This is a genomic window from Rhodococcus sp. T7 (assembly GCF_009872365.1).
GTDB lineage: Bacteria > Actinomycetota > Actinomycetes > Mycobacteriales > Mycobacteriaceae > Rhodococcus_F.
In genome coordinates, this window is record NZ_WXYH01000265.1 from 1 (window position 1) to 24,171 (window position 24,171).

General features: G+C 69.1%; 22 protein-coding genes. 17 read left to right on the plus strand and 5 right to left on the minus strand.

The annotated features are described in order from the left end of the window. From MLGJGCBP_RS22475 to MLGJGCBP_RS22485, 3 genes are all read left to right on the plus strand, one after another. A partial coding sequence (locus MLGJGCBP_RS22475; protein ID WP_236581276.1) for a GMC oxidoreductase occupies positions 1–603 on the plus strand: 603 nt, incomplete at its 5' end. Between the two features lie 92 nt (positions 604–695). After that, positions 696–1,877, plus strand: a complete 1,182-nt coding sequence (locus MLGJGCBP_RS22480; protein ID WP_160098104.1) for a thiolase family protein — start codon at positions 696–698, stop codon at positions 1,875–1,877. Positions 1,878–1,892: 15 nt separating this feature from the next. Continuing rightward, entirely contained in the window at positions 1,893–3,038 is a 1,146-nt protein-coding gene (locus MLGJGCBP_RS22485; protein WP_160098106.1) for an acyl-CoA dehydrogenase family protein, read from the plus strand. On the opposite strand, the gene MLGJGCBP_RS22490 is transcribed toward MLGJGCBP_RS22485, so the two are convergent. Both MLGJGCBP_RS22490 and MLGJGCBP_RS22495 read right to left on the minus strand, forming a co-directional pair. Further along, positions 3,019–4,500 (minus strand): flavin-containing monooxygenase, encoded by a 1,482-nt coding sequence (locus tag MLGJGCBP_RS22490; protein WP_160098108.1) that lies wholly within the window; start codon positions 4,498–4,500, stop codon positions 3,019–3,021. The genes MLGJGCBP_RS22485 and MLGJGCBP_RS22490 overlap by 20 nt on opposite strands. Continuing rightward, entirely contained in the window at positions 4,497–5,432 is a 936-nt protein-coding gene (locus MLGJGCBP_RS22495) for a patatin-like phospholipase family protein (protein WP_160098110.1), read from the minus strand. Before MLGJGCBP_RS22495 ends, MLGJGCBP_RS22490 begins: the two co-directional genes overlap by 4 nt. An 83-nt stretch (positions 5,433–5,515) precedes the next feature. Here MLGJGCBP_RS22495 and MLGJGCBP_RS22500 point away from each other — a divergent pair, with 83 nt between their 5' ends. Both MLGJGCBP_RS22500 and MLGJGCBP_RS22505 read left to right on the plus strand, forming a co-directional pair. Next, positions 5,516–6,139: a TetR/AcrR family transcriptional regulator gene (locus MLGJGCBP_RS22500; RefSeq protein WP_160098217.1), complete on the plus strand. Its 624-nt coding sequence runs from the start codon at positions 5,516–5,518 to the stop codon at positions 6,137–6,139. A gap of 24 nt (positions 6,140–6,163) precedes the next feature. Beyond that, complete coding sequence (locus tag MLGJGCBP_RS22505) at positions 6,164–7,768, plus strand: FMN-binding glutamate synthase family protein (RefSeq protein WP_160098112.1); 1,605 nt, start codon at positions 6,164–6,166, stop codon at positions 7,766–7,768. 20 nt (positions 7,769–7,788) lie between these two features. Here the strand turns inward: MLGJGCBP_RS22505 and MLGJGCBP_RS22510 are convergent, their stop codons facing one another. Further along, a complete protein-coding gene (locus MLGJGCBP_RS22510; RefSeq protein ID WP_160098114.1) occupies positions 7,789–8,811 on the minus strand; it encodes a magnesium transporter CorA family protein in 1,023 nt (340 codons plus the stop codon). 37 nt (positions 8,812–8,848) lie between these two features. Then, a complete protein-coding gene (locus MLGJGCBP_RS22515) occupies positions 8,849–10,051 on the minus strand; it encodes an FAD-dependent monooxygenase (RefSeq protein ID WP_160098116.1) in 1,203 nt (400 codons plus the stop codon). 140 nt (positions 10,052–10,191) lie between these two features. Between MLGJGCBP_RS22515 and MLGJGCBP_RS22520 the strand changes: the two genes are divergently transcribed. The 4 genes from MLGJGCBP_RS22520 to MLGJGCBP_RS22535 all read left to right on the plus strand — a co-directional run bounded on the left by MLGJGCBP_RS22520 (position 10,192) and on the right by MLGJGCBP_RS22535 (position 13,701). Next, a complete protein-coding gene (locus tag MLGJGCBP_RS22520) occupies positions 10,192–10,998 on the plus strand; it encodes an IclR family transcriptional regulator (RefSeq protein WP_160098118.1) in 807 nt (268 codons plus the stop codon). 64 nt (positions 10,999–11,062) lie between these two features. Continuing rightward, positions 11,063–12,142, plus strand: coding sequence for a cupin domain-containing protein (locus MLGJGCBP_RS22525; RefSeq protein ID WP_160098120.1), 1,080 nt, complete (start codon positions 11,063–11,065; stop codon positions 12,140–12,142). A gap of 6 nt (positions 12,143–12,148) precedes the next feature. Beyond that, a complete protein-coding gene (locus MLGJGCBP_RS22530) occupies positions 12,149–12,976 on the plus strand; it encodes a fumarylacetoacetate hydrolase family protein (protein ID WP_160098122.1) in 828 nt (275 codons plus the stop codon). 5 nt (positions 12,977–12,981) lie between these two features. Further along, positions 12,982–13,701: a maleylpyruvate isomerase family mycothiol-dependent enzyme gene (locus tag MLGJGCBP_RS22535; RefSeq protein ID WP_160098124.1), complete on the plus strand. Its 720-nt coding sequence runs from the start codon at positions 12,982–12,984 to the stop codon at positions 13,699–13,701. 12 nt (positions 13,702–13,713) lie between these two features. Here the strand turns inward: MLGJGCBP_RS22535 and MLGJGCBP_RS22540 are convergent, their stop codons facing one another. Beyond that, on the minus strand, positions 13,714–14,406 hold the full coding sequence (locus tag MLGJGCBP_RS22540) for an SDR family NAD(P)-dependent oxidoreductase (protein WP_087557135.1): 693 nt from the start codon (positions 14,404–14,406) through the stop codon (positions 13,714–13,716). Positions 14,407–14,540: 134 nt separating this feature from the next. On the opposite strand from MLGJGCBP_RS22540, the gene MLGJGCBP_RS22545 reads away from it, so the two are divergent. The 8 genes from MLGJGCBP_RS22545 to MLGJGCBP_RS22580 all read left to right on the plus strand — a co-directional run bounded on the left by MLGJGCBP_RS22545 (position 14,541) and on the right by MLGJGCBP_RS22580 (position 24,155). Next, a complete protein-coding gene (locus tag MLGJGCBP_RS22545) occupies positions 14,541–15,434 on the plus strand; it encodes a LysR family transcriptional regulator (RefSeq protein WP_160098126.1) in 894 nt (297 codons plus the stop codon). Positions 15,435–15,586: 152 nt separating this feature from the next. After that, positions 15,587–16,951, plus strand: a complete 1,365-nt coding sequence (locus MLGJGCBP_RS22550; RefSeq protein ID WP_160098128.1) for an MFS transporter — start codon at positions 15,587–15,589, stop codon at positions 16,949–16,951. Between the two features lie 24 nt (positions 16,952–16,975). Continuing rightward, entirely contained in the window at positions 16,976–17,878 is a 903-nt protein-coding gene (locus tag MLGJGCBP_RS22555) for a shikimate dehydrogenase (protein ID WP_160098130.1), read from the plus strand. Beyond that, positions 17,875–19,851 carry an oxidoreductase gene (locus MLGJGCBP_RS22560; protein WP_160098132.1) on the plus strand — a complete coding sequence of 659 codons (1,977 nt, stop codon included), beginning with the start codon at positions 17,875–17,877 and terminating at the stop codon, positions 19,849–19,851. The genes MLGJGCBP_RS22555 and MLGJGCBP_RS22560 overlap by 4 nt, the downstream gene beginning before the upstream one ends. Continuing rightward, the gene (locus tag MLGJGCBP_RS22565) at positions 19,848–20,519 is read left to right on the plus strand and encodes an aldo/keto reductase (RefSeq protein WP_160098134.1); all 672 of its coding nucleotides are present in this window, start codon (positions 19,848–19,850) and stop codon (positions 20,517–20,519) included. Before MLGJGCBP_RS22560 ends, MLGJGCBP_RS22565 begins: the two co-directional genes overlap by 4 nt. Next, a complete protein-coding gene (locus MLGJGCBP_RS22570; RefSeq protein ID WP_160098136.1) occupies positions 20,519–21,610 on the plus strand; it encodes a Gfo/Idh/MocA family protein in 1,092 nt (363 codons plus the stop codon). Before MLGJGCBP_RS22565 ends, MLGJGCBP_RS22570 begins: the two co-directional genes overlap by 1 nt. Beyond that, positions 21,607–23,331, plus strand: a complete 1,725-nt coding sequence (locus MLGJGCBP_RS22575) for an FAD-dependent oxidoreductase (protein ID WP_160098138.1) — start codon at positions 21,607–21,609, stop codon at positions 23,329–23,331. The genes MLGJGCBP_RS22570 and MLGJGCBP_RS22575 overlap by 4 nt, the downstream gene beginning before the upstream one ends. After that, positions 23,328–24,155, plus strand: coding sequence for a sugar phosphate isomerase/epimerase family protein (locus MLGJGCBP_RS22580; protein WP_160098140.1), 828 nt, complete (start codon positions 23,328–23,330; stop codon positions 24,153–24,155). Before MLGJGCBP_RS22575 ends, MLGJGCBP_RS22580 begins: the two co-directional genes overlap by 4 nt. Positions 24,156–24,171: the final 16 nt, after the last annotated feature.

Sequence of the window (24,171 nt, forward strand, 5' to 3'; positions counted from 1 at the left end):
TGGTGGGAGATCGGCCTGTTCGCCACCACCGAGGAGGGGCTGAACCATCCCGACCTGATGATGCACTACGGCAGCGTGCCGTTCGACATGAACACCCTCCGGTGGGGGTATCCCACCACGGACAACGGATTCTGCCTCACCCCGAACGTCACGCAGGGACTCTCCCGCGGAACGGTGCGGCTCCGCTCCCGCGACTTCCGGGATCGCCCGCGCGTGGACCCCCGGTATTTCACCGATCCCGACGGTCACGACGAGGCCGTGATGCTCGCCGGGTTCCGGCTGGCGCGCCGCATCGCCGAGCAGGAACCGCTCCGGGGCTGGATCACGAGGGAACTGGCTCCCGGTCCGGAGGCGGAGACCGACGACGAACTGATCGACTACGCGCACCGCACCCACAACACGGTGTATCACCCCGCCGGGACCGCCCGGATGGGTGCGGCCACCGACCCGACGGCCGTCCTCGACCCGGAGTTGCGGGTGAAGGGGGTGCGCAATCTGCGAGTGGTGGACGCGTCCGCGATGCCGAAACTGCCGTACGTCAACCCCAACATCACGGTCATGACCATGGCTGAGAAGTGCGCCGATCTGATTCGCGGGCACTGACCCGGTGACGTGCCTGAGGCCCTGCGTGAACCGCCAGGTACTTTGAAGTCCTACTATCTCCCCGTACTGGCAGAGAGACGGAAGGGCACGTCATGAATTCTCCTGAACCGATCGTCGTAGTCGACGGCGCGAGGACCCCGATCGGCAGCTTCGGGGGCGCGTTCAAGGACGTGCCCGCCCATGAACTGGGTGCGACCGCCGCGAAGGCCGCACTGGACCGTGCCGGGGTGCCGGGCGCGGACATCGACGAGGTGGTGATGGGCTGCATCGGTCAGGTCGGGCCGGACGCCTACAACGCCCGCCGCGTGGCCCTGGCCGCGGGACTCCCGGAGAAGACCCCGGCGTACACCGTCAACCGGCTGTGCGGGTCCGGTCTGCAGGCGGTGTGGTCGGCGGCGCAGCAGATGCGCTGGGGTGGGGTGAACTTCGCCCTCGCCGGCGGCGACGAGAGCATGTCGCGGATGCCGTTCTACGATTTCTCGGCCCGCTCCGGGTACAAGCTCGGTGACCGCAAGCTGGTGGACGGCACGGTCGCGATCCTCACCGACCCGTTCGGTGGCGTCCACATGGGCCGTACCGCCGAGGCCGTCGCCCGCAAGTACGACGTGAGCCGGGAGCAGCAGGACGAGTTCGCCGTCGAATCCCAGCGCCGCGCCGCCTCCGATGCGGCGAGGGCCGCGTTCGCCGAGGAGATCACCCCGGTCGAGATCGGCGGCCGGCGACCGAAGACGGTCGACGTCGACGAGCACCCCAAGCCCGACACCACCCTCGAGGCCCTCGCCAAGCTGCGGCCGGCGTTCGAGGAGGGCGGCTCGGTGACCGCCGGGAACGCGTCCGGTATCAACGACGGCGCTGCGGCGCTGGTGCTGGCCACCGAGTCCGCGGCGCGGGACAAGGGGCTGACCGGGCTGGTGACCCTCGAGGCGGTCGCGACGGCGGCGATGGATCCCGCGCTGATGGGATACGCCCCGGTGCTGGCGTTGCAGAATCTGTTCGAGCAGACCGGGACCACCCCGGGCGACATCGACGTGATCGAGCTGAACGAGGCGTTCGCGTCGCAGGCGGTCGCGGTGATCCGGGACGCGAAGCTGAACCCGGAGAAGACCAACCCGTACGGCGGGGCGATCGCGTTGGGTCACCCGGTCGGTGCGACGGGGGCGATCCTGAGCCTGCGCATCGCGAAGGACATGGTGCGCCGCGACCTCGAACTCGGCATCGTCACCATGTGCATCGGCGGCGGCCAGGCCCTCGCCGCCCTCTTCAAGCGCATCTAGGGCACAGGGCGGACGATGAAGAAGCACACACCTTCCTGGCACGACGACGAGGTGAAGGCCCTGTCCGAGCTCGCGGCGGGGTTCTTCGAACGCGAGGTCGTCGCGCACCACGAGAAGTGGGACGCCCAGCACCGCATCGACCGTGAGGTGTGGCTGGCGGCGGGCAAGCTCGGGTTGCTGTGCTGCTCGATCCCGGAGGAGTACGGCGGTGGTGGGGGCACGTTCGCCCACGACCTCGCCGTGTTCGAGGCCCAGGGTTACGCCGGTGACCTCGCGCTCGGCATCTCCGTGCACTCCGGCATCGTCCCGCACTACCTCGTCGAGTACGGCACCGAGGAGCAGAAGCAGGCGTGGCTGCCGGGCATGGCGACCGGGGAGATCCTCGGCGCCATCGGTATGACCGAGCCCGGCGCCGGCTCGGACCTCAAGGCGATCAAGACCACCGCGATCCGGGACGGCGACGAGTACGTCATCAACGGCTCGAAGACGTTCATCACCAACGGTGCGTCGGCGGACGTGATCGTGCTGGCGGTGAAGACCGACCCGAAGGCCGGCGCCAAGGGGGTGTCCCTGGTGATCGTCGATCTGCGGGACTGTCCCGGGTTCGCCGTCGGGAGGGTCCTGGACAAGGTCGGTCAGCACGGCGCCGACACGTCGGAGTTGTCGTTCACCGATGTGCGGGTGCCGGTGTCGAATCTGCTCGGCGAGGAGGGGCAGGGCTTCGGGCAGATGATGGCGCAACTGGTGCAGGAGCGGTTGATCATCGGCGCGCAGGCGTCCGGGGCGATGACTCGTGCGGTCGAGGACACCGTGGCGTACACGAAGTCGCGGCAGGCGTTCGGGCACAATCTGTTCGAGTTCCAGAACACGGCGTTCGAGCTCGCCGAGTGTCAGACGATTGCCCGTACGTGTGCGGTGTTCCTGGACCATTGCATCGAGGCGCACCTGCGCGGTGAACTCGACCCGTCCGAGGCGGCGATGGTCAAGTACTGGCTCACCGAGCAGCAGTGCGCGGTGATCGACCGGTGTGTGCAGTTGCACGGCGGCTACGGGTACATGCGCGAGTACCTGATCGCCCGGATGTACGAGGACGCCCGCGTCCAGAAGATCTACGCGGGCGCCAACGAGGTGATGAAGGGAATTATCGCGAAGTCGCTGTAACCGGCGCAGGCTCACGCGACACGTCGTATGCGGCCTCGTCGAACCGGCCGAGTCGTTGCCGCATGCGGTCGGTCGACCAAGGCCAGTTGAAGCTGTTGCGGCCGTTGACGTCGAGGAAGTAGCTCTGGCAGCCACCGGCGTTGTAGACGGTGGTGGCCAGGGCTTCCTGGACCTGGGCGTTGAATGCGTCCTGCACGTCCCGGCGCGGTTCCATCCTGGTCCACCCGTTGCTCCGGGCCTGGGTGACCGCCTGGATCAGGTAGTCGAGTTGCGCCTCGAGGATCATGAACGCCGACGTGTGTCCGGTGCCCAGGGCGGGTCCGAGGAGGACGAACGCGTTGGGGAAGCCCGCGACGGTCGTGCCGAGGTACGCCTGCGGGCTGCCCTTCCAGTGGTCGTCGAGGCTGCGGCCCTCGCCGTCGAACACCTTGGACCCGATCGGCATGTCGAGGATGTGGAATCCGGTACCGAAGATGATGGCGTCCACTTCGCGTTCGGCGCCGTCGCTGCCGACGACGACGTTGCCGCGCACCGACTGCACGGCGTTGGCGTGCACCTCGACGTTGGGGCGGGTGAGCGCGGGGTAGTACGTGTTGGACAGCAGCAGTCGCTTGCAGCCGAGCGTGTAGTCGGGCGTCAACGCCTTGCGCAGCTTCGGATCCCGTACCTGGGCACGCAGTTGCGCCTTGCCGATCTGCTGGACGACCCGCAGGATCCACGGGTGCCGGAAGCCGAGCCCGAGAGATTCCATGATCGCGTACTCGAGGCGTCGCAGCGCGCGGATCGCACCCGGTACGCGGCGCAGGATCGTGCGCTCGACGCCGGGCAGGGTGTGGTCGGGTTTCGGCAGCACCCATTGCGCGGTCCGCTGATACAGATGGAGTTCCCCGACCTTCGGCTGGATGGCCGGGACGAATTGCACTGCGGAGGCACCGGTTCCGACGACGGCTACGCGTTTGCCTGCGAGGTCGTAGTCGTGGTTCCAGCGGGAGGAATGGAAGACCTCGCCGGTGAACGTGTCGAGACCGGGGATCGCGGGAACGAGCGGTTCGTTCCACGGCCCGGCGGCGGCGATGACGGCGTTCGCGGTGAACGTGCCCGCGGACGTGTCCACCGTCCACCGCCTTGTCTGCTCGCTCCACTCGGCGCGCTGCATTTCGGTTCCGAACTTCACGTGGGCGGGCACCCCGTGTTCGGTGGCGGTGCGCTCGATGTACCGGCGGATCTCCTCCTGCCCGGCGAACAACCGCGACCACTCCCGGTTCGGCGCGAACGAATAGGAGTACAGGGCCGAGGGGACGTCGCACGCGCAGCCCGGGTAGGTGTTGTCGCGCCAGGTCCCGCCCAGTGCGTCCCCCTTCTCGAGAACGGCGAAGTTGTCGATCCCGCTCTGCTTCAAGCGGATGGCGGCCCCGATGCCGGAGATCCCGGCACCGACGATGAGGATGTCGTAGTGGTTCATGCGCGGACTCCGTTCGCGAGCTGGGCTCGGGTGGTGACGAGGGAATGTTCGAGGGTGGCGAGCCGGCGCCGGCCGTCCATGAAGTTCGGGCCCATGACGGCGAGGTCTTCGGCGGTCGCGTCGAGCCGGATCACCCGCGTACCTGCCGCCTCCAGCCTCGCGACTTCGGCATCCAGGCCCGCACTCATCCAGTTCCGCAGCATCCGGCGTTCGACGCGGGCGGCCCCGCGGCCGGCGATGCGCCCGGTGGACGCCATCGGTGCCAGCACGATCACCTCGTCGAGTTCGAGGGGCAGCACGAGGTCGGCGGACGCCGTGGACGCCGCGCCGCCGTCGACGAACCGGCGATCGCCGAGGGGGATCGGGGGATACCAGCCGGGAATCGCCCACGACGCCCGCAGCGCTTCGGACAGGGTCGCGGCCGGTGCGCCGGGTGAGCCGAATGCGACACGTTCACCCGTGTCGTAGTCCATGCTCACCAGCCACGTCGCCGGGTGGCGAACCCAGCCGGACTCGCCCGTGAACCGCTGCGCGAGCCGGTCGAGCCAGGCGGCGTCGCCGCGGCCGCGGGGCAGCAGTCCGCTCGCGGCGGTGACGGGCGGCAGTCCGCGGCGCAGCAGACCGGGTGAACCGAGGCCCGGCGCCGGGAGCGGCGGGAACCGTCCCGGCGTCGCGGCGAGATGTCCGTCGAGCGCCGGATGGGTGGCCCCGCCGAGTTGCATCGCGAGCAGTTCGTCGACGCCGGCCCCGCCGCCCAGCATGGTGACGAGTTCGGCGCCCGCGGACGTGCCCACGAGCACGTCGGCGTCGCGCGGGTCCCATCCCAGGGCGTCGCTCACGGCGACCAGGGCCGCCACCGTCCAGGCTGCGCCGAGCGTGCCGCCGCAACCGATCACCAGCCCGCGGCTGAGTTGTGTGTCACTCGAAGTCATATCTAGCAAGCTATCAGAAACCAGATACCGGCGGTATATGAAAAGTAGAATATTCTCGCAGGGGCTTCGGAGAAAGGGTGAGCATGGCGCGATTGACCAGGTCGGAGAGTCAGGCGCGGACGCGGGCGCATCTCGTCGCGACCGCCCGCGACCTCTTCCTCGCCGACGGGTACGCGGCCACCTCACTCGAGAAAGTGGCCGACGAGGCCGGCTACTCCAAGGGGGCGGTGTACTCCAACTTCAAGAACAAGAAGGAACTGTGCCTCGAGGTGCTCGGGCTCATCCACGCCACCAAGGGGCAGGAGATCGCGGAGGCGCTCGGTGGCGGCGAGACGATGGAGGAGCGACTCGAGGCGTTCCAGGCCTGGGCGGAGAGGACGCTCGGCGACGTCGGATGGACCATGCTCGAATTCGAACTGATCGTGCTGTCCCGACACGACCCCGAACTCCGCGACGCCCTCACCGCCACCCTCGGTGCCGCGCGGGAGATCACGGTGACGTTGCTGCAATCGTTCACCGACTCACTGGGGGTCGCCCTGCCCGTGCCCGTGCAGGATGCGGCCGGCAGCATCCTCAGTCTCGGTGTCGGACTGGGCATTCAGCGCGCCATCGATCCCACCATCTCGGCCAGTGTGGTCACCGACAATCTCCGGGTGCTGCTGGCCGCGTCGCAGCCGGCTTCGCCTTCGGGGTCCGTGCCGGGATGAAATCGGCGCGAGGAGCCGATCCGAGTGGCGGCCCGCGCGTACGGTGAATTCATGAAGCGGTGGAACGTCCTGGCACTACCGGCCGCCGCTGCGGCCGCAGTCGCGTCGTACGACCTCATTCAGCGACGTCACGCCCTGCTCCGGAATTTCCCCGTGCTCGGGCACGGCCGGTACCTGCTGGAATCGCTCGGTCCGGAGCTCCGGCAGTACATTACGACCGGCAACGACGAGGAGCGTCCCTTCACCCGAGACCAGCGTCGGTGGGTGTATGCGTCGTCGAAGCGAGTGACCGACACGTTCGGTTTCGGAACGGACAACGACATCGAGTTCACCGACGGCTACACCATCATCAAACACCGGACGTTCTCGGAGATTCCTCCCTCGGCGGTTCCTCATGCCGACGAACACCTCGCGATCCCGTCCGCGAAGGTGCTCGGTGCCGCCCGCGGCCGGGCACACTCCTTCCGCCCGCGCTCCATCGTGAACATATCGGCCATGAGTTTCGGGGCGCTGTCGTCTGCGGCCGTGGTCGCGCTCAACCGTGGTGCCGCTGCCACCGGTTGCCTGCACAACACCGGGGAGGGGGGCATCTCCCGGTACCACCGGAACGGGGCAGATCTGATCTTCCAGATCGGGACCGCGTATTTCGGCTGCCGCGACGAGGACGGCCGATTCGACCTGGCGAGGCTTCGGGCGCTGGTCGAGTCGGCGCCGGTGCGGGCAATCGAGATCAAACTCAGTCAGGGAGCGAAACCGGGCCTCGGGGGCCTGTTGCCGGGAGCAAAAGTGACGCCGGAGATTGCCGAGATCAGAGGTGTACCCGAGGGCCGTGACTGCATCAGCCCGTCCCGGCACACGGCCTTCCACGATGTCGACAGCATGCTCGACTGGGTGGAGCTCCTCGCCGCCGAGACGGGGCTGCCCGTCGGGATCAAGTCCGCGGTCGGCGACCCGACGTTCTGGGACCTGCTCGTCGAGGCGATGAGCAATTCTCGGCGGGGTGTCGACTTCGTGACCATCGACGGCGGCGAGGGCGGTACCGGCGCTGCACCGCTGGTGTTCACCGACGCTGTCTCGCTGCCCTTCCGTAGTGGCTTTGCACGCGTCTACGCCAAATTCGCGGAGGCCGGTCTGGCCGACGAGATCACGTTCATCGGCTCGGGGAAGCTTGGCCTGCCCGACAACGCCGTGGCGGCGATGTCTCTCGGTTGCGATCTGATCAACGTGGCGCGTGAGCCGATGCTCGCGGTCGGGTGCATTCAGGCGCAGAAGTGCCACACCGATCGGTGCCCGACGGGTGTAGCGACCCAAAGCCCCTGGCTTGCGCACGGACTCGACGCAGACATCAAGTCGGTTCGGGCAGCGAACTACCTGCGGGCGTTACGGCGCGACGTGTTCAAGGTGGCGGAGGCGTGTGGTGTCGCGCATCCCGGGCTGATCACGGCGTCGGACGTCGAGGTCGCGGACGGCAACCGCCGCTCGATCACGCTCGCCGAACTCTACGGCTACCGGACCGGCTGGGGACTTCCCGGTGACGCCGACCGTGCCGAGATCACCCGCCTGATGACAGAGGCCGCCGCCGTAGCCGCGGGCGAAACCGGGTCACCGGGAGCGAAGACGGAACCCTGACTGCGTGCCCGTCCCGACCGCTACAGCCAGTCGCGCCGGCGGAACAGGACGAAGAGCAGGCTCGCGGACGTCACGATCACGACGGTGCTGGCGATCGTCCCCGACACCTGCCCGACCCCGGGGAACAGGACGTTCTGACCGAACCACCCCGTCACCGCGGTGGGGACAGCGATGATGGCCGCCCACCCGGTGAGCTTCTTCATGACGGTATTGAGCCGGGCGTCCTGCAGCGACAGATTCGTCTCGAACACGGTCACCACCATGTCGCGCAATGATTCCGTCCACTCGGCGGCGCGCGTCACGTGGTCGTAGAGGTCGGTGTACAAGCTGTCGAGAACCGGTGACCGCTCGCGTTCGGATTCGGCGCGCCCGCGGATGACGGCTCCCACGACCTCCCGCATCGGCAGCACGACGCGACGCAGTTGCACCAGTTCCTTCCGCAACCGGTACGTGCGTTGCTGAATCTCCCTGGTCCGCGCGGACTCGTGGAACAGTCCCTCCTCGAGCGCCTCGATCGCGTCGTCGATGGTCTCGATCGTCTCGAACTGGCCGTCCACGATCGCGTCGAGCAGGCCGTGCAGGAGCGCGAGCGCGCCCGAACCCGATGTGAGCAGCGCGGGGTCCTCCTCCCAGCGCTCCACCACCTGCGACATGTCGAACCGGTCGTCCCGCCGCACCGTGATGATCCCGTTCGACAGCACGAACGCCGACACCCGGCTGAGCCGAAGCCGTGAGTCGAGGACGCCGAGCGTGACGGCATCCTCGGCGTCGAACCAGGTGGCGTACGCGGTCACGAACGCGTGGCCCGCGTAACGCGTCGCCTTCGGTCGCTCACCGCGGGCGACGGCATCCTCGATGGCGTTCGGATCGAGCGACAATTCGTTCGCCAACTCGGTCAGGCATTCGTGGTCGGGATCGCACAGGTCGACCCACACGAGCGCGTTCTCGTCCCGCACCTTCTCGGACACGTCGGCAAGCGGAAAGTCCTTGCCGACGCACTCCCCATCACGCCACACACGGGTTCGCACCAGGTTGAGGGTCACTCACCCAGTCTGCCGAACCCTCCGGCCGGGGAGGCGGTTATGACGCGCGATCGGACGAGTAACCCCACAGCCAGTCGGTGTACTTGTAGCTCGACGTGTCGCGGGTGCGGAACAGTTCGTTGCGCGCGATGCGGGCGGTGCCGTCGAGGTGCCACAACTCGCCCCACATGCGCCCGGTGGTGATGATGCGATTGCAGCGCGGTGCGCGTTCGGTGTTGACCTCCTTCAGGATCTGCGGCCACGCGGAGTTGCCACCGCCCGCGGAGAAGTCCTCGGCAGCATAGTCGGCCAGGCACTTCGCGTCCTCGATCGCCATCACCGCCCCCGACGCCAGGTACTGCAGTGGGGGGTGTGCCGCGTCGCCGAGCAGGATCATCCGCCCGTCCACCCAGTTCTCGATGGGCTCGCGGTCGTACATCGGCCACCAGCGGTCCTTCCACAGGTAGTCGATGCCGCGGCGGACGTTCTCGTGGCAGTGCGCGTAGGCCTGCTCGAGTTCCTCGGGGCCACCCCAGTTCTCGACCCCGTTCTTGTAGCCGGGCGATTCGAACACCGCGACCTGGTTGAGCATCTGCCCGCCGCGCAGCGGGTACTGGATGAAGTGGCATCCCGGTCCGATGTACCCGACCACGTCCTCGATGTCCTCGTCGAGGTCGACCTCGTCGTACGGCGTGGTGCCGCGGTAGGCGGCGTAGCCGGACGACACCGGCTCGTCGTCCGAGATCTTGGCCCGCAGCCGGGATTTGAGGCCGTCCATGCCGAGGGCGATGTCGGCCTCGTGGGTGCGGCCGTCGTCGGTGCTGACGTGCACCCGGTCGCCGTCGGTGACCACGTCGGTGACGGTGACGCCCGTGTGCAGTTCGGCGCCCGCCGCACGTGCGGCGTCGACGAGCGCCGCGTGCAGGTCGCTGCGATGGGTCACGAAGTACGGTCCGCCGTAGCGGGCACGGAACTCGGCGCCGAGGTCGATCTTCGTGAGCACCTCGGCGGTCACGGCGTCGCGGAACACGATGTTCTTGGGCAGGCAGCCCTTGGCGAGAACGTCGTCGAGCACACCCCAGGAGTCGAGGATGCGGGCGCCGTGCGGTCCGACCTGCAGTCCGGCGCCGACCTCGCCGAATTCGGTGGCCCGTTCGAACAGCGTGACGTTCGCGCCCTTCCTGGCGAGGGCGAGGGCGTTGGCCGCGCCGCCGATCCCGCCTCCGGCGATGATGATGCGTGCGTCCTGCAGGTTCGACATGACAGTTCCTTCGTTTCGATCGTTCGGGGCAGGTGAGTGGCAAAGCGTGCCGGGGCACACGGCGGCACTCACGTGGGGAGGCAGAGGGGCATGTATCGAGGGTGATGCGGCGCACAGCGGCCGTGCAATAAAGTTCTGCTGTGCAGAAGAAGAAAACCATCGAGAAGCCGGCGTACATGCTGGAGTCCGTCGACAACGCCCTGCGCCTGCTGCAGATGCTGCGCGACGTCGGAGCGCTGCGGATCAAGGACGCCGCCGAGGAACTCGGTATCGCACCATCGACCGCGCATCGGCTGATGGCGATGCTGGTGTATCGGGGTTTCGCCGTTCAGGACGAGAAACGCCGGTACCACCCCGGGGCGGCGATGGGGGCCGGCCCGGCGCAGCGGGGGTGGACACGCGAGTTCAACGACCTCTGCCGGCCCCACATGGAGGCGCTCGCGATCCTGTGCGGCGAGACCGTCAACCTCGTGATCCGCGTCGGCACCCAGGCGCGCTTCCTGTCGTCCGCCGAGTCGGCGGGAATGTTGCGGGTCGGCGACCGTCAGGGGCAGGTCCTCGACGCGGAATTGACGGCAGGAGGACGGATTCTGCTGGCGGAGCTCCCGAGGGACACCCTCGCGCAGCTGTACCTGCGGCCGGACGATCTGGCCGACGACGACCGCGAGTGGGGCGACCGGCGTCTGCCTGCCGGCGAGTTCGAGCAGTTCTATCGGGACCTGTCCGCCGCCCGCGCCGTCGGATTCGCCCTCAACGTGCAGCAGACCGAGGAAGGCGTCGCCGCATTCGGCGTCGCCATCCGGAACCGGTCCCGGACCGCCGTCGGAGCGCTGACCGTGGCCGTGCCGATCACCCGCTTCCGTCAGCACTCGCAGGGACCGCTGGTGTCGCAGATCAAGAACGCGATCCGCGAACTCGAGGTGGACATCGCGGACCTCGAACCCTGATCAAAGATTCTGCACACAAGAATTCTGTATCGACGTGGAAACCTGAACTCCTAGCGTCGATGCCATGACCGCCACCGAACCGCACGTCGACGACGACCCCGCGCTGAAGCAGCTGTACACCGATTTCGAGGCCGAGCATCTGAATCCGCTGTGGACTCAGCTCGGCGATTTGATGCCGATGACGCCGACGTCGCGGGCGGTGCCGTTCGTGTGGAAGTGGTCGACGCTGTATCCGCTGGCGCAGCGGGCGGGGGATTTGGTCCCGGTCGGTCGCGGCGGGGAGCGGCGGGCGATCGCGCTGGCGAACCCGGGTCTGGGGGGTGTGCCGTATGTGACGCCGACGCTGTGGGCGGCGATCCAGTACCTGGGGCCGAAGGAGGTGGCGCCGGAGCACCGGCACGCGCAGAACGCGTTCCGGTTCGTCGTCGAGGGCGAGGGGGTGTGGACGGTCGTCAACGGCGACCCGGTCGCGATGCGCCGCGGCGATTTCCTGCTGACCCCGGGCTGGCATTTCCACGGTCACCACAACGAGACCGATCAGCCGATGGCGTGGATCGACGGCCTCGACATTCCGTTCGTGCACTACACCGACACCGGGTTCTTCGAGTTCGGGTCGGAGAACGTCACCGACGATTCCACCCCGGACGTGTCCCGGTCGGAACGGTTGTGGGTGCATCCGGGGCTGCGGCCGCTGGTGGGGTTGGACGCGAAGACGTCCTCGCCGATCGCGGCGTACCGGTGGGAGCACACCGACGCGGCGCTGCGTGAGCAGTTGGCGCTCGAGGACGAGGGGTACGCGGCGACCACCGAACCCGGTCATGCCGCGGTCCGCTACACCAACCCGACCACCGGCGGGGACGTGATGCCCACGATCCGCGCCGAGTTCCACCGGTTGCGGGCCGGTGCCCACACCCGCCCGCGCCGGGACGTCGGCTCGACCGTCTATCAGGTGTTCGAGGGGTCGGGCCGGTTCGTCCTCGGCGGGCAGACCCGCACCGTCGGGAAGGGCGACATGATCGTCGTCCCCTCCTGGACGGAGTGGTCGATCGAGGCCGACACCGAGTTCGACCTGTTCGCGTTCTCCGACGCCCCGATCGTCGAGCGCCTGCACTTTCACCGCACGTACATTTCCGAAGGAGCCTGAAATCTCATGAAGCTTGCCACCCTGCGCCGCGCCGGCGGCACCGTCGCCGTCCGCGTCGATTCCGACACCACCGCCGCCGTCATCGACGGTTACCCGGATCTGTCGGTCCTGCTGGCCGATCCGGACTGGAAGTCGATCGCGGAGAACGCGTCCGGTGACACCGTGAATCTCGACGGCGCGGATTACGCGCCGGTGGTCCCGAACCCGGGGAAGATCATCTGCGTCGGGTTGAACTACGCCAACCACATCAAGGAGATGGGCCGGGACCTGCCCGAGTTCCCGACCCTGTTCGCGAAGTTCCGGGAGGCACTGACCGGACCGTACGACGACGTGATCGTCCCCGCCTACGCCGCCGCCCAACTGGACTGGGAAGGGGAGTTGGCGTTCGTCGTCGGCAAGCAGGCGTACCAGGTCCCCGAGGCCGAGGCGGAGTCCTACATCGCCGGGTACTCGGTGATGAACGATTACACGATGCGCGACTACCAGTACCGCACGCTGCAGTGGGATCAGGGCAAGACGTTCGAGAAGACCAGCGGTTTCGGACCGTTCCTGACAACCACCGACTCCTACACGTTCGGCGGCGCCCTCGTCACCACGCTCGACGGGCAGGTGGTGCAGACCACCACCACCGACGATCTGGTGTTCACCCCGGCGAAGCTGGTGGAGTACATCTCGCACATCGTGACGCTGCAGCCCGGTGACGTGGTGATCACCGGCACCCCGGGTGGTGTCGGGCACGCCCGCAAGCCCGGTCTCTACATCCAGGACGGGCAGACCGTCGAGGTCACCATCGACGGGCTCGGTTCGGTGCGTAACACGACGATCGTCAAGTAGTGGCCGTGAGTTTTCACGATCTCGACCTGGACGAGCGGTTGCTGATCGCCCGCCGCGGCACGGCGTATTTCGCGCAGCGCCTGGCGGAGTTGACCGACGACGACCTGAACGGCGACACCCTGTTGGCGGGGTGGTCGCGGCGGCATCTGCTCGCGCACGTCGGGTACAACGCCGCGGCGCTGTGCCGGTTGCTGGACTGGGCGGCGACCGGGGTGGAGACCCCGATGTACGCCTCGGCGGAGCAGCGGGGTCTCGAGATCGACGAGGGTGCCACCCTGTCGGCGGCGGCGCTGCGGAACCTGTTCGACCACACCGTCGCCCGCCTCGACGAGAAGTGGCGGAACCTGCCGGCCGCGGCGTGGGAGGCACAGGTCCGGACGGCGCAGGGCCGTCTGGTGCCGGTGTCGGAGACGGCATGGATGCGCACCCGGGAGGTGTGGATCCATGCCGTGGACCTGGGGAACGGGGGCCGGTTCGGCGACTTCCCGGACGTGGTGCTGGGTTCGCTGCTCACCGACATCACCGGCATGTGGCGACGCAAGGACCTCGGCGGCGGACTGGTGATCGCCGTCGACGGGCGTGACCCCGTTGCGGTGCAACCGGATTCCGCGCCCGCCGAGAAGGTGTCCGGACCCCTGCCCGCGGTGGTGCGGTGGGCCGCCGGTCGCGGCGCCGTCGGACTCGGCGGGGGCGGTGAGACCCCCGAGCCTCCGCGCTGGCTGTGAGCGGGCGCCGGGCTAGTACGACGCCCGGCCACCGCTGGCGTCGTAGACGGCGCCGGTCGAGAAACTGAGCGCCTCGGAGGACAGCCACGCGACGAGTTCGGCGATCTCCTCGGGCCGTCCCATCCGGGCCATCGGAGTGAGGCTCTGCGAGCGCGCGAGGATCGCCGGGTCGGTGCCGGCGTTCATCGGGCTCTCCACCGCCGCCGGGGCGACCACATTGGCGAGGACGCCGGTCTTCGCGACCTCCTTGCCGAGCGATTTCGTCAGCGCGATCACCGCCGCCTTGGACGCCGAGTAGGCGCTCTGCCCGGGATTACCATCCTTGGCCGCGATGCTCGCCATGTTCACGACCCGTCCCCATCCGGCGCCGGTCATGGCGGGCACGAACGCGCGGCACACGAGGAACGTCCCCTCGACGTTGATGCGGAACGTGCGGCGCCAGTCCTCGAGTTCGACGTCCACCAGCGGCGCCGACGGTCCCACGACGCCGGCGCTGTTGACGAGGATGTCGACGCGGCCGAGGCGGGCGGCGAGGTTCTCGACGGCATCGGCATCGGTGACGTCGAGGCGCTCGTCGGCCCCGGCGGCGACGTCGGCGGTGACGACGCGAACCCCGGCGTCGGCGAGGCGTTTCGCGCACGCCGCGCCGATCCCGCTCGCGCCGCCGGTGACGAGCGCGGTCGCGCCCTCGGGATACGTGACCATGGTGGTTTCTCCTCGCGACTGTGTGCGCATTAGTCTTGTTCTATGTGCGAAATCAGAATGATCTATTTCGCACTGTGTACGAATTGGAATATATGGGCTGAGCCACACTCGTCAAACTCGCCGAAGGGAATCCGATGGAGATTCGCTGGCTGCAAGCGTTCGTCGCCGTCGCCGAAGAACTGCACTTCGGCAGGGCCGCCGCGCGACTCCAGATGGCGCAGTCGCCGCTGAGTCAGACGGTGCGCAAACTCGAGAAGGACATCGGCGTGCCGCTGTTCGAGCGGAGCACCCGAAGCGTCGCGCTCACGTCGGCGGGCCACACGTTCCTGCCGCACGCCTACCGCATTCTCGAGAGCGTCGACATTGCGCGGCAGGCCACCCGCACGTCGGCCGGGGGTGTGTACGGCCGCATCAAGATCGGCTTCACCGGCGTGCTCAACCACCTGTCCCTGCCGCCGCTCACCCGCGCGCTCCGGCAGCGCTATCCCGACATCGAACTCACCCTCGTCGGGCGGATCATGACCCGCGACGCCATCACCCAACTGGACAGTGGTGCACTCGATCTCGCGTTCGTCGGGCTTCCGGTCGAGACGGCCTCGGTGTCGACGCGGCTGATCCGCCGGGAGCCGTTCGGCGCCGTGCTGCCCGCGGATCACCCGCTCGCGTCGGAGCCGCAGATCGACCTGCGCGACCTCGCCGAGGACGGGTTCGTGACGACGCCGCTGTCGGCCGGTTCGGCGTTGCAGGAGGTGGCGATGCGGGCGTGCGTCGATGCGGGGTTCCGTCCCCGCGTCGTCCAGGAGATCACCGACCCGTACATGATCCTGATGCTGGTGGCGACGGGTGTCGGCGTGGCGCTGATGACGTCGGGCATTGCCGCGATCACGCCCCCGGGCACGGTGTTCGTTCCCCTCACCGGCGAGCCCATCTACATGAACCACGGCCTCGCCTGGTCGCCCCGCCGCGTCTCCGATGCGCTGCGGGTGGCGCTCGCGGTGTCGGAGGAGATCCTCCCGACCCCCGATTAGGACATTTTCGATCTATATCTAAGACTTTTTTTGCGCTGGACTGCGCATAGTCCGCCATGACACGCTCGTCACGGTCCGGAACTTCGTGTGAGGTGAGTCACCTCCGAAGAACGCCTCGCGGCGACACCGGATCCTGGGACGAAAGGAACACCATGGCAAGCACGTCTACACGCGATACCGGGGGACAACCGAACGAGAACGCCCGCCGGGCCGCCGTCTCGGGATTCCTCGGCAGCACGCTCGAGTACTACGACTTCTTCATCTACGGGTCCGCGGCGGCGCTCGTCTTCCCGAAGATCTTCTTTCCGGGCGGAGGGGCGACGGCGACGTTGCTGTCGATCGGCACACTCGGCGTCGCGTACATCGCACGTCCGCTCGGCGCGGTGGTGTGGGGTCACCTCGGCGATCGGTACGGTCGCAAGAATTCCCTCCTGGCCTGCCTGCTCCTCATGGGCATCGCGACGGTGGCCGTCGGCTGCCTTCCCACGTACGAGCAGATCGGGATGGCCGCGCCCATCATCCTGGTGCTCCTGCGGTTGCTGCAGGGCCTGTCCGCCGGCGGCGAATCGCCGGGATCCTCCGCGCTGACGCTCGAGCACGCACCGGACGAGCGCCGCGCGTTCTTCACCTCGTTCACCATGAGCGGCATCATGTTCGGCATCGTCATCTCGAGTCTGGTGTTCATCCCCGTCGCCGCCCTGCCGGACGACGCGCTGTACTCGTGGGGCTGGCGGGTTCCGTTCCTGCTCAGCATCTTCGTGACGGGTGTCGCGGTCTGGCTGCGCCGCAAGCTCGACGAGCCGGAAGTCTTCGAGGAGCTGAAGGAACACGACGACACGGCGGGCATCCCCGTCGTCGAGATGTTCCGCTCGCACTGGCGCACCGTGATCCGCATCAGCCTCAGCGCGACGTTCGCGATGATCAACACCATCGTCAACGTCTTCGCGTTGGCGTACGCCGTGCAGGTCGCCGGGCTCGAACGCTCCACGATGCTGTGGGCCATCGCGACGGCCAATTTCGTCGCGGTGCTCACCCAGCCGCTGTTCGGCATCCTCGCCGACCGGATCGGCCGCAAGCCGGTATTCGTCACGGGCGCCGTCGGTGCGGCAGGCATGGTGTTCGTGTTCTTCCACGCCATCGGAACCGGCAGCGCGCCCATGGTGTTCGCGGCCGGCATCGTCCTGATCGGCCTGTTCTACGCAATGCCCAACGGGGTGTACCCCGCGTACTTCCCCGAGCAGTTCCCCGCCAAGGTCCGGTACACCGGAATGGCCGTGAGCCTCATGCTGGGACTGCTGGTCGCCGGTTTCACCCCGGCCATCGCGCAGTGGCTGTCGGCGGGCGACACCGCGAACTGGACCCCGGTCGCCTGGATGTGCCTGGGCTTCGCCCTGCTGTCCTCGGCCGCCGCACTCACCGGCCCGGAGACCTACCGCACCCCCACCGAGCAGTTGGGCGAACCCGACGCGACGACGGGCGGCGCGCGGCAGCAGGCGCTCGTCCGCAACGACGCCTGACCGACACTTCTGCAGGAGATTTTCATGCACCCCGAATCCACCCGGCACCGGATCCGTCTCGTCGGGGCAGGGATCGCCACGTCCCTGTCCCCGGCGCTGCACGAACACGAGGCCGCCGCCCTCGGCCTCACCGACTACCGTTACGACCTGATCGACGTCGCCGCGGAGGACATCCCCGTCGACAGGTCCGGTGACACGCTGCGGCACGCCGTCGCGGCAGGCTGCACCGGATTCAACATCACCCACCCCTGCAAGCAGGCGGTCGCCGAATCCCTCGACGAATTGTCCGGCAACGCACGTCTTCTCGGTGCCGTCAACACCGTCGTCGTCCGCGACGGCCTGCTGATCGGGCACAACACCGACCACAGCGGGTTCCTCGCCGCGCTGCGCCGCGGACTGCCCGACGCCGCGCTCGGACGCGTCGTTCTCGCCGGCGCCGGCGGTGCCGGTTCGGCCGTCGCCTACGCGCTCGCCGCCGCCGGGGTGCGGGACCTGCGGATCGCCGACCTCGACCCGTCCCGTGCCGCGGACGTTTGCGCGCGCCTCGAGTCCGCCTTCCCGCAGACGACGGTCACGGCGATCGGACTCGACGCGATCGAAGCGAACCTGGCGCACTGTGACGGCGTCGTCAACGCGTCCCCGATCGGCATGGTCGGATATCCGGGAACGCCGTTCGACACCGGCGCGCTCCATCCCGGGCTCTGGGTCGCCGACATCGTCTACCGCCCGCTGCGCACCGAACTCGTCGTGGCGGCAACCGCTCTCGGCTGCGCCGTCCTCGACGGCGGCCAGATGCTCGTCGCGCAGGCCGCCGACACGTTCGCCCTCCTCACCGGTGTCACCCCCGATCCCGACCGCATGCGTCGCCACCTCGGCGACCTGCTCGCCGAGCAGTGCGCCCCGACAGTCCTGGAGGAGTCCCGATGACCGCGCACCCGTTCGCCGCGCCCCTCGACCTGGGCAACGTGCGACTGCGCAACCGCTTCGTGTCGGCGCCGATGGAACGCAACTACTGCGAGGTCGACGGCACGATGACCGACGAGTACATCGCGTACCTCGAACGCCGCGCGGCGGGCGGCGCGGCGCTCGTGTTCACCGAGGCCAGCTATGTGCGGGCCGACGGCAAGGGTCGCATCCGGCAGATGGGCGTCGACGTCGACGAACGCATCCCGGGCATCGCGAAACTTGCCGAGGCGATCCACGCGCAGGGCGCGCTGGTGGGCGTGGAACTCAACCACGGCGGCCGCACCGCGCAGGGCGCCGTCAGCGGATTCGTCCCCGTCGCACCGTCGCCGATCCCGTGCGCGGTGGTCGGCGGTGACATGCCCGAGCAACTCGACGGCGACGACATCGAGCACATCGTCGAATGCTTCGGCGAGGCCGCCGCGCGCTGTCAGCGGGCCGGAATCGACGTCATCTCGTTGCACGGCGGACACGGCTACCTCATCCACCAGTTCCTCTCACCTGCATACAACCACCGCGACGACGAATGGGCCGACCCGACGCTGTTCGTCAACCGCGTCATCGACGCCGTCCGCACGATGGCCCCGGGTATCGCTCTCGGACTGCGGTTCTCGGCGTTCGAGGCGACCGACGACGGACTCGACGCGGAGGCGACGCGCGCCCGCATCGACGCGATCGACACCGACCGCCTCGACTTCCTCGACGTCTCCGCAGGCAACTACGAATCGGGGCAGTGGATCATCCAGCCCGGTGAGTGGCCGCGCGGCCTCCTCGCCCCCTACTCGCGGCAGTACACGCGGGATTTCGACATCCCGGTCGGCGTGGCGGGCCGGATCAGCTCACCCGAGATCGCCTCGCAGATCATCGAATCCGGGCAGGCCGACTTCGTCAGCATGGCCCGGACCCTGCACGCCGACCCGGACTTCCCGAACCGCGCGCTGGACGGCGGCCGGTACCGGCCGTGTATCGCCTGCAACTACTGCATCGACAGCCTCGCCGCCGGACCCGTCCCGTGCTCGGTCAACCCGTGGGTGGGCCGCGAACTCGAGCAGCCGTCGACGCCGGCAGACGTGCCGGTGCGCGTCGCGGTGATCGGGGCCGGACCGTCCGGCATGGCCGCCGCCCGCGACCTCGCCGTCGCCGGGCACCGGGTGGACCTCTACGACGAACGTGACAGCCTCGGTGGGGATTTCGTGTTGGCGTCCAGGCTCCACGAGTACCCCGAGTATTCGCGGATCGTCGACTGGTACCTTGCCGAACTCGCCGACCTCGACGTCACCTGCCACCCCGGCACGCGGGTCGACGCCGCCGCACTGGCCGGCCTGGACTTCGACGCCATCGTGCTCGCCACCGGCGGCCGCGGACCCGCGGTCGACCTCCCCGGGGCCGGCACCCGCAGGGTCCGCGACGTCCGGGAGTTCCTGGAATCCGGCGACCCCGCACCCGAGGCGATCACGATCTTCGGCGCCGACAGGGAAGCGGCCGCGGTCGCCGACGACCTGCTCCAGCAGGGTACGACGGTCGTCATGATCGGCCCGCAGGCGACGATCGCCCACGATGTCGGCCGGCGCGGAAAGATCGTGCTGCTGCCGCGGCTCGCGGCGAGCGAGAACCTCACCACCCATCTGTCTTCGATCGTGACGCGGATCGAGGAAGACCGGGTGGTGATCTCGACCGGCGGCGAGGAGCGGGTGGTCGACGCCCCCGGCGAACTTCTGATCTCGCACGGCGTCGAGCCCCGCGCCGACCTGCTCGCCGCACTGAGAGGGCTGGCACCGCGACTCGGCGTCCACCCGGTCGGTGACGCGAGCGGGGACGGCGGGTCCATCCACGCCGCGCTGGTGACCGCGGCCGCCGTTGCCGCGAAGATCACCGCGGCCGCCGTTGCCGCGAAGATCACCGCGGCCGCCGGCGCCCGCGAGGAGGTCAGCGCATGATGGCGATCCCGCCCCTCGGTCTCGGGACCTGGCCGCTGACCGGTCCGAAGGCCACCCGGGCCGTGCTGTCCGGCATCGAGGCCGGCTACCGGCTGATCGACACGGCCGCCATCTATGGGAACGAGGACGCCGTCGGCGCCGCGCTCGCGAAGTGCGGTCTGCCCCGCGACGAACTGTTCGTCACCACGAAACTGCGGGGAAGCGATCACCTGTCCGGCGACATCCGCGGCGCCGTCGAACGCAGCCTGAAGAGCCTCGGGCTCGATCGACTCGACCTGTTCCTCATCCACTGGCCGCTGCCACGCCACGACAAGTACGTCCCGGCGTTCGAGGCGATGCTCGCCTGCCGGGACGCCGGGCTGGTGCGGCACGTGGGCGTCTCCAACTTCCTGGGCACGCACCTGCGCCGCGTCGTCGCCGAGACGGCAGAGGCCCCGGCCGTCAACCAGATTCAGATGGACCCGTCGCTTGCCCGGCTGCAGGTGGTCCTCGCCTGGCACCGCGTGCAGGGTGCCGTCCCGATCGTCCGGTCGGCCGATCCCGCCCGTCAGGCCGAGAACCTCGCCGCCCTCGATGTCCGGCTGACCGCCGGGGACGTCGACGCCCTGAACCGTCTCGACCGCGGCGAGTCCGCCGTCCGGGACGTCGAAACCGAGGAGCACTTCTGATGGCACTACGAATCGGCATCGTCGGCTGCGGCAAGATCGCCGGCAACCACGCCCGGGCGTTGCAGCAGGTGCCCGGCGTCGAGGTCGTCGGGTGCTGCGACCCCGTCCTGGAACGGGCCCGGCAGTTCGCTGCGGCGCACGGCATCACGAGGGCCGTCGGGTCGGTCGCGGAACTGCTCGACCTCGGACTCGACGCCTGTACCGTGTGCACGCCGCATCCCGTCCACGAAGAGGTCGTCGTCGCGGCCGCACGCGCTGGCATCCACGTCCTGTGCGAGAAGCCGATCGCCGTCGACGTCGCCGCCGCCGACCGGATGATCGAGGCCGCGGACCGCGCGGGCATCACGTTCGGGGTGCTGTTCCAGCGCCGCTTCTGGCCCGCCGCCCGCCGCATCCGGGATGCGATCGACGACGGCCGGATCGGTGTTCCGGTGCTCGGCGAGGCGTCGGTGATCCTGCACCGCCCGTCGGCCTACTACTCCGCCGACGTGTGGCGCGGACGGTGGGACACCGACGGCGGCGGTGTCCTCATGACGCAGGCCGTGCACCAGGTCGACATGTTGCAGTGGTTCATGGGCGAGGCCGTCCAGGTGAGCGGCTTCATCCGCACCCACACGCACGGCGAGCACATCGAGACCGAGGACAGCGCGTCGGCGGTCGTGTCGTTCGCGTCGGGCGGCACCGCCACCGTCACTGCGACCACCGGCGCCAACCACAACCTCGGCAACCGGGTCACCGTGATCGGGCAGACCGGTGCGATCGCGAGCGTCCTCGAGTTCCCGGAAGGACGGGAAGGCGTCAACGAGATCTGGACCGTCCCGGGCGAAACCGAGTTCCGGGCGCCCTTCACCTGCGACGTCCGCGCCAACCTCGACGTCACCGAAGTCAACGCCGGACTCGCCGACTTCCACACCCTCCAGGTGCAGGACTTCGCGGACGCAGTCCTGACCGGCCGGGTGCCTGCCGTCACCGGACGCGACGCCCGCGCCTCGCTCGCGATCGTCGCCGCCGTCTACGAGTCGTCCCGCACCGGCCGGGTCGTCGACCTCACGCCCGCCCCGGCCCCCGTCACCACCAAGGAGAACGCATGACCCCCGATCCTTCCACCCCGGCCTATGACGTCGTCGTCATCGGTTCCGGCGCGGGCGGGCTGTCCGCCGCCGTCGCCGCCGCCGACGGGGGAGCGTCCGTCCTCGTCGTCGAGAAGGCGGGCACGTGCGGTGGCGCCACGGCGTGGTCGGGCGGGTGGATGTGGACGCCGCGGAATTTGTTCGCGCACGCGGACGGTGTGAACGAGGACCGCTCGGCGCCGCGCACCTATCTTCAGCACCGTCTCGGCGAGAACTTCGACGCCGCCAAGGTCGACGCCCTGCTCGACGGCGCACCCGAGATGGTGGAGTTCTTCGAGAAGAAGACGGCGCTGCAGTTCGTTCCGGGCGCGAAGATCGCCGACATCCACGGCGACACACCGGGTGCCGGAACGGGCCACCGCTCGGTCGGGCCGAAGCCGGTGAGCCTGCGGACACTCGGACCCGACGTCGCGGCCCTGCTCCGGCGGCAACTCTACGAGACGTCGTTCCTCGGCATGGGCATCATGGCCGGCCCGGACCTGCAGGCGTTCCTGCATTCGACGCGGTCGGCGAAGGCGCTCGCGCACTGCGCCCGCCGGGTGTCCACGCACCTGTTCGACCTCGCCACCAAGCGTCGCGGACAGCAACTCGTCAACGGCACCGCGCTCGTCGGCAGACTGCTGCGGTCGGCGCTCGACGCCGGCGTCGAGATCCGAGTGAGCACGGCGGCCACCGCGCTGGCCACCGACTCCGCCGGCAGTGTCACCGGAGTGCGGCTGGCGGGTCCGGACGGCGCGTACACCGTGCACGCACGACGCGGTGTCGTGCTCGCGACCGGTGGCTTCTCCCATGATCTCGACCGGCGGCGCGAACTGTTCCCCCGCACGCCCACCGGACGCGAGCACTGGACCCTCACTCCGTCCACGACCATCGGCGACGGCATCACCCTCGGCGAGTCGGTCGGCGGCCGACTCGACGACTCGGTCGCCTCCCCGGTCGCGTACTGCCCGGTGTCGATCATCCGGTACCGCAACGGCAAGGAGGGCGTGTTCCCGCACATCCTCGACCGCGGAAAGCCCGGCGCCATCGGTGTTCTCGCGGACGGGCGCCGCTTCGTCAACGAGGGGCTCGGCTACCACGACTACACACTCGCGATGGTCGAGCAGGTGCCCGACGGCGAGGAGGTGTGCTCCTGGCTGATCGCCGACCAGCGGTACCTGCGGTACTTCCCGCTCGGCATGGCCAAGCCGCTGCCGATCCCCACCTGGCCGTACCTGAAGTCGGGCTACCTCACCCGCGGCCGCACGGTGCGTGAACTGGCCGAGAAGATCGGCGTCGACCCTGACGGTCTCGAGAAGACGGTCGCAGTGTTCAACGAGGGCGCCCGCGACGGCGTCGACCCCGACTTCGGTCGTGGCACCACACCGTTCACCGTCGCGTCCGGAGACGCCGACAACCCCTGGCCCAGTCCGGCGCTCGCGCCGCTCGAGGAGGGCCCGTTCTACGCGGTCAAGGTGGTCCCCGGCAGCTTCGGCACGTTCGCGGGCCTGGTCACCGATTCGACGTCCCGGGTGCTGAACGGCGACGACCAGCCGATCCTCGGACTGTTCGCCGTCGGCGTCGACCAGTCCAGCGTCATGGGCGGTCACTACCCGTCCGGCGGCATCAATCTCGGCCCGGCCATGACGTTCGGCTACCTCACCGGTCGCCGCCTCGCCTCGACGACAGGAGAACTGCGATGACCGCCCCACTCGGCCTTGCCGCGCTCACGGTGCTCGACACCGCGCCGCTCGAGCAGGTGGACCTCGCCGAGAAACACGGCTTCGACACCATCGGCATCCGGATGCTGCCCGCCGCACCCGGCACCACGGCCTACCCGCTGCACGAGGACCCGGCCGCCCTCGACGCGCTGGCGCGTCGGCTCGAGGATTCGCCGATCGAGGTGTTCGACCTCGAAATCATCCGGCTGGGAGCCCATTTCGACGAGAAGGACTACATCCCGCTCCTCGAGGCGGGTGCACGGCTGGGGGCGAGGGCCGTGCTCGTCGGCGGCGACGACCGCGACCGTCCCCGGCTCACCGACTCGTACGCCCGGCTCGCGACACTGTGCGCGAACTACGGCATCGTCGCGAGCCTCGAGTTCATGCCGTGGACGGCGGTCCCCGACGCGACCGCCGCCGTCGAGATCGTCTCGCAGGCCGACGGGCCCGCTCGCAGCGTGCTGGTGGACGCGCTGCACGTCGGACGGTCGAGCACCACTGCCGCCGACCTCGCGGCGATCCCGCGGGACTGGCTGCACTACGCCCAGATGTGCGACGGCTCGGTGCCGGCGCCCACCGACGACGCCGAACTGATCCGGCAGGCCCGCGAGGAGCGGCTCGTCCCGGGAGCGGGCGGCATCCCGCTTGCCGGCATCTGGTCGACACTGCCCGCGGGCCTCCCGGTGAGCATCGAACTCCCCAACGAGCCGCTCCGGCGGGCCGTCGGCACGGACGCGTGGCTCGCACGGCTCGTCGCCGCCACCCGGGACGTTCTCGCGCAGGTCCCGGCGGTCACCGGACCCTGAGTTCGCGATCGAGGTT

Excerpts from the sequence above, each read along its gene's own strand:
- MLGJGCBP_RS22555 (WP_160098130.1), top strand. The coding sequence starts at position 16,976 with ATGCACCCCGAATCCACCCGGCACCGGATCCGTCTCGTCGGGGCAGGG.
- MLGJGCBP_RS22500 (WP_160098217.1), top strand. The coding sequence starts at position 5,516 with ATGGCGCGATTGACCAGGTCGGAGAGTCAGGCGCGGACGCGGGCGCAT.
- MLGJGCBP_RS22580 (WP_160098140.1), top strand. The coding sequence starts at position 23,328 with ATGACCGCCCCACTCGGCCTTGCCGCGCTCACGGTGCTCGACACCGCG.
- MLGJGCBP_RS22490 (WP_160098108.1), bottom strand. The coding sequence starts at position 4,500 with ATGAACCACTACGACATCCTCATCGTCGGTGCCGGGATCTCCGGCATC.
- MLGJGCBP_RS22525 (WP_160098120.1), top strand. The coding sequence starts at position 11,063 with ATGACCGCCACCGAACCGCACGTCGACGACGACCCCGCGCTGAAGCAG.
- MLGJGCBP_RS22565 (WP_160098134.1), top strand. The coding sequence starts at position 19,848 with ATGATGGCGATCCCGCCCCTCGGTCTCGGGACCTGGCCGCTGACCGGT.
- MLGJGCBP_RS22550 (WP_160098128.1), top strand. The coding sequence starts at position 15,587 with ATGGCAAGCACGTCTACACGCGATACCGGGGGACAACCGAACGAGAAC.
- MLGJGCBP_RS22545 (WP_160098126.1), top strand. The coding sequence starts at position 14,541 with ATGGAGATTCGCTGGCTGCAAGCGTTCGTCGCCGTCGCCGAAGAACTG.
- MLGJGCBP_RS22485 (WP_160098106.1), top strand. The coding sequence starts at position 1,893 with ATGAAGAAGCACACACCTTCCTGGCACGACGACGAGGTGAAGGCCCTG.
- MLGJGCBP_RS22480 (WP_160098104.1), top strand. The coding sequence starts at position 696 with ATGAATTCTCCTGAACCGATCGTCGTAGTCGACGGCGCGAGGACCCCG.
- MLGJGCBP_RS22530 (WP_160098122.1), top strand. The coding sequence starts at position 12,149 with ATGAAGCTTGCCACCCTGCGCCGCGCCGGCGGCACCGTCGCCGTCCGC.
- MLGJGCBP_RS22515 (WP_160098116.1), bottom strand. The coding sequence starts at position 10,051 with ATGTCGAACCTGCAGGACGCACGCATCATCATCGCCGGAGGCGGGATC.
- MLGJGCBP_RS22570 (WP_160098136.1), top strand. The coding sequence starts at position 20,519 with ATGGCACTACGAATCGGCATCGTCGGCTGCGGCAAGATCGCCGGCAAC.
- MLGJGCBP_RS22495 (WP_160098110.1), bottom strand. The coding sequence starts at position 5,432 with ATGACTTCGAGTGACACACAACTCAGCCGCGGGCTGGTGATCGGTTGC.
- MLGJGCBP_RS22540 (WP_087557135.1), bottom strand. The coding sequence starts at position 14,406 with ATGGTCACGTATCCCGAGGGCGCGACCGCGCTCGTCACCGGCGGCGCG.
- MLGJGCBP_RS22560 (WP_160098132.1), top strand. The coding sequence starts at position 17,875 with ATGACCGCGCACCCGTTCGCCGCGCCCCTCGACCTGGGCAACGTGCGA.
- MLGJGCBP_RS22575 (WP_160098138.1), top strand. The coding sequence starts at position 21,607 with ATGACCCCCGATCCTTCCACCCCGGCCTATGACGTCGTCGTCATCGGT.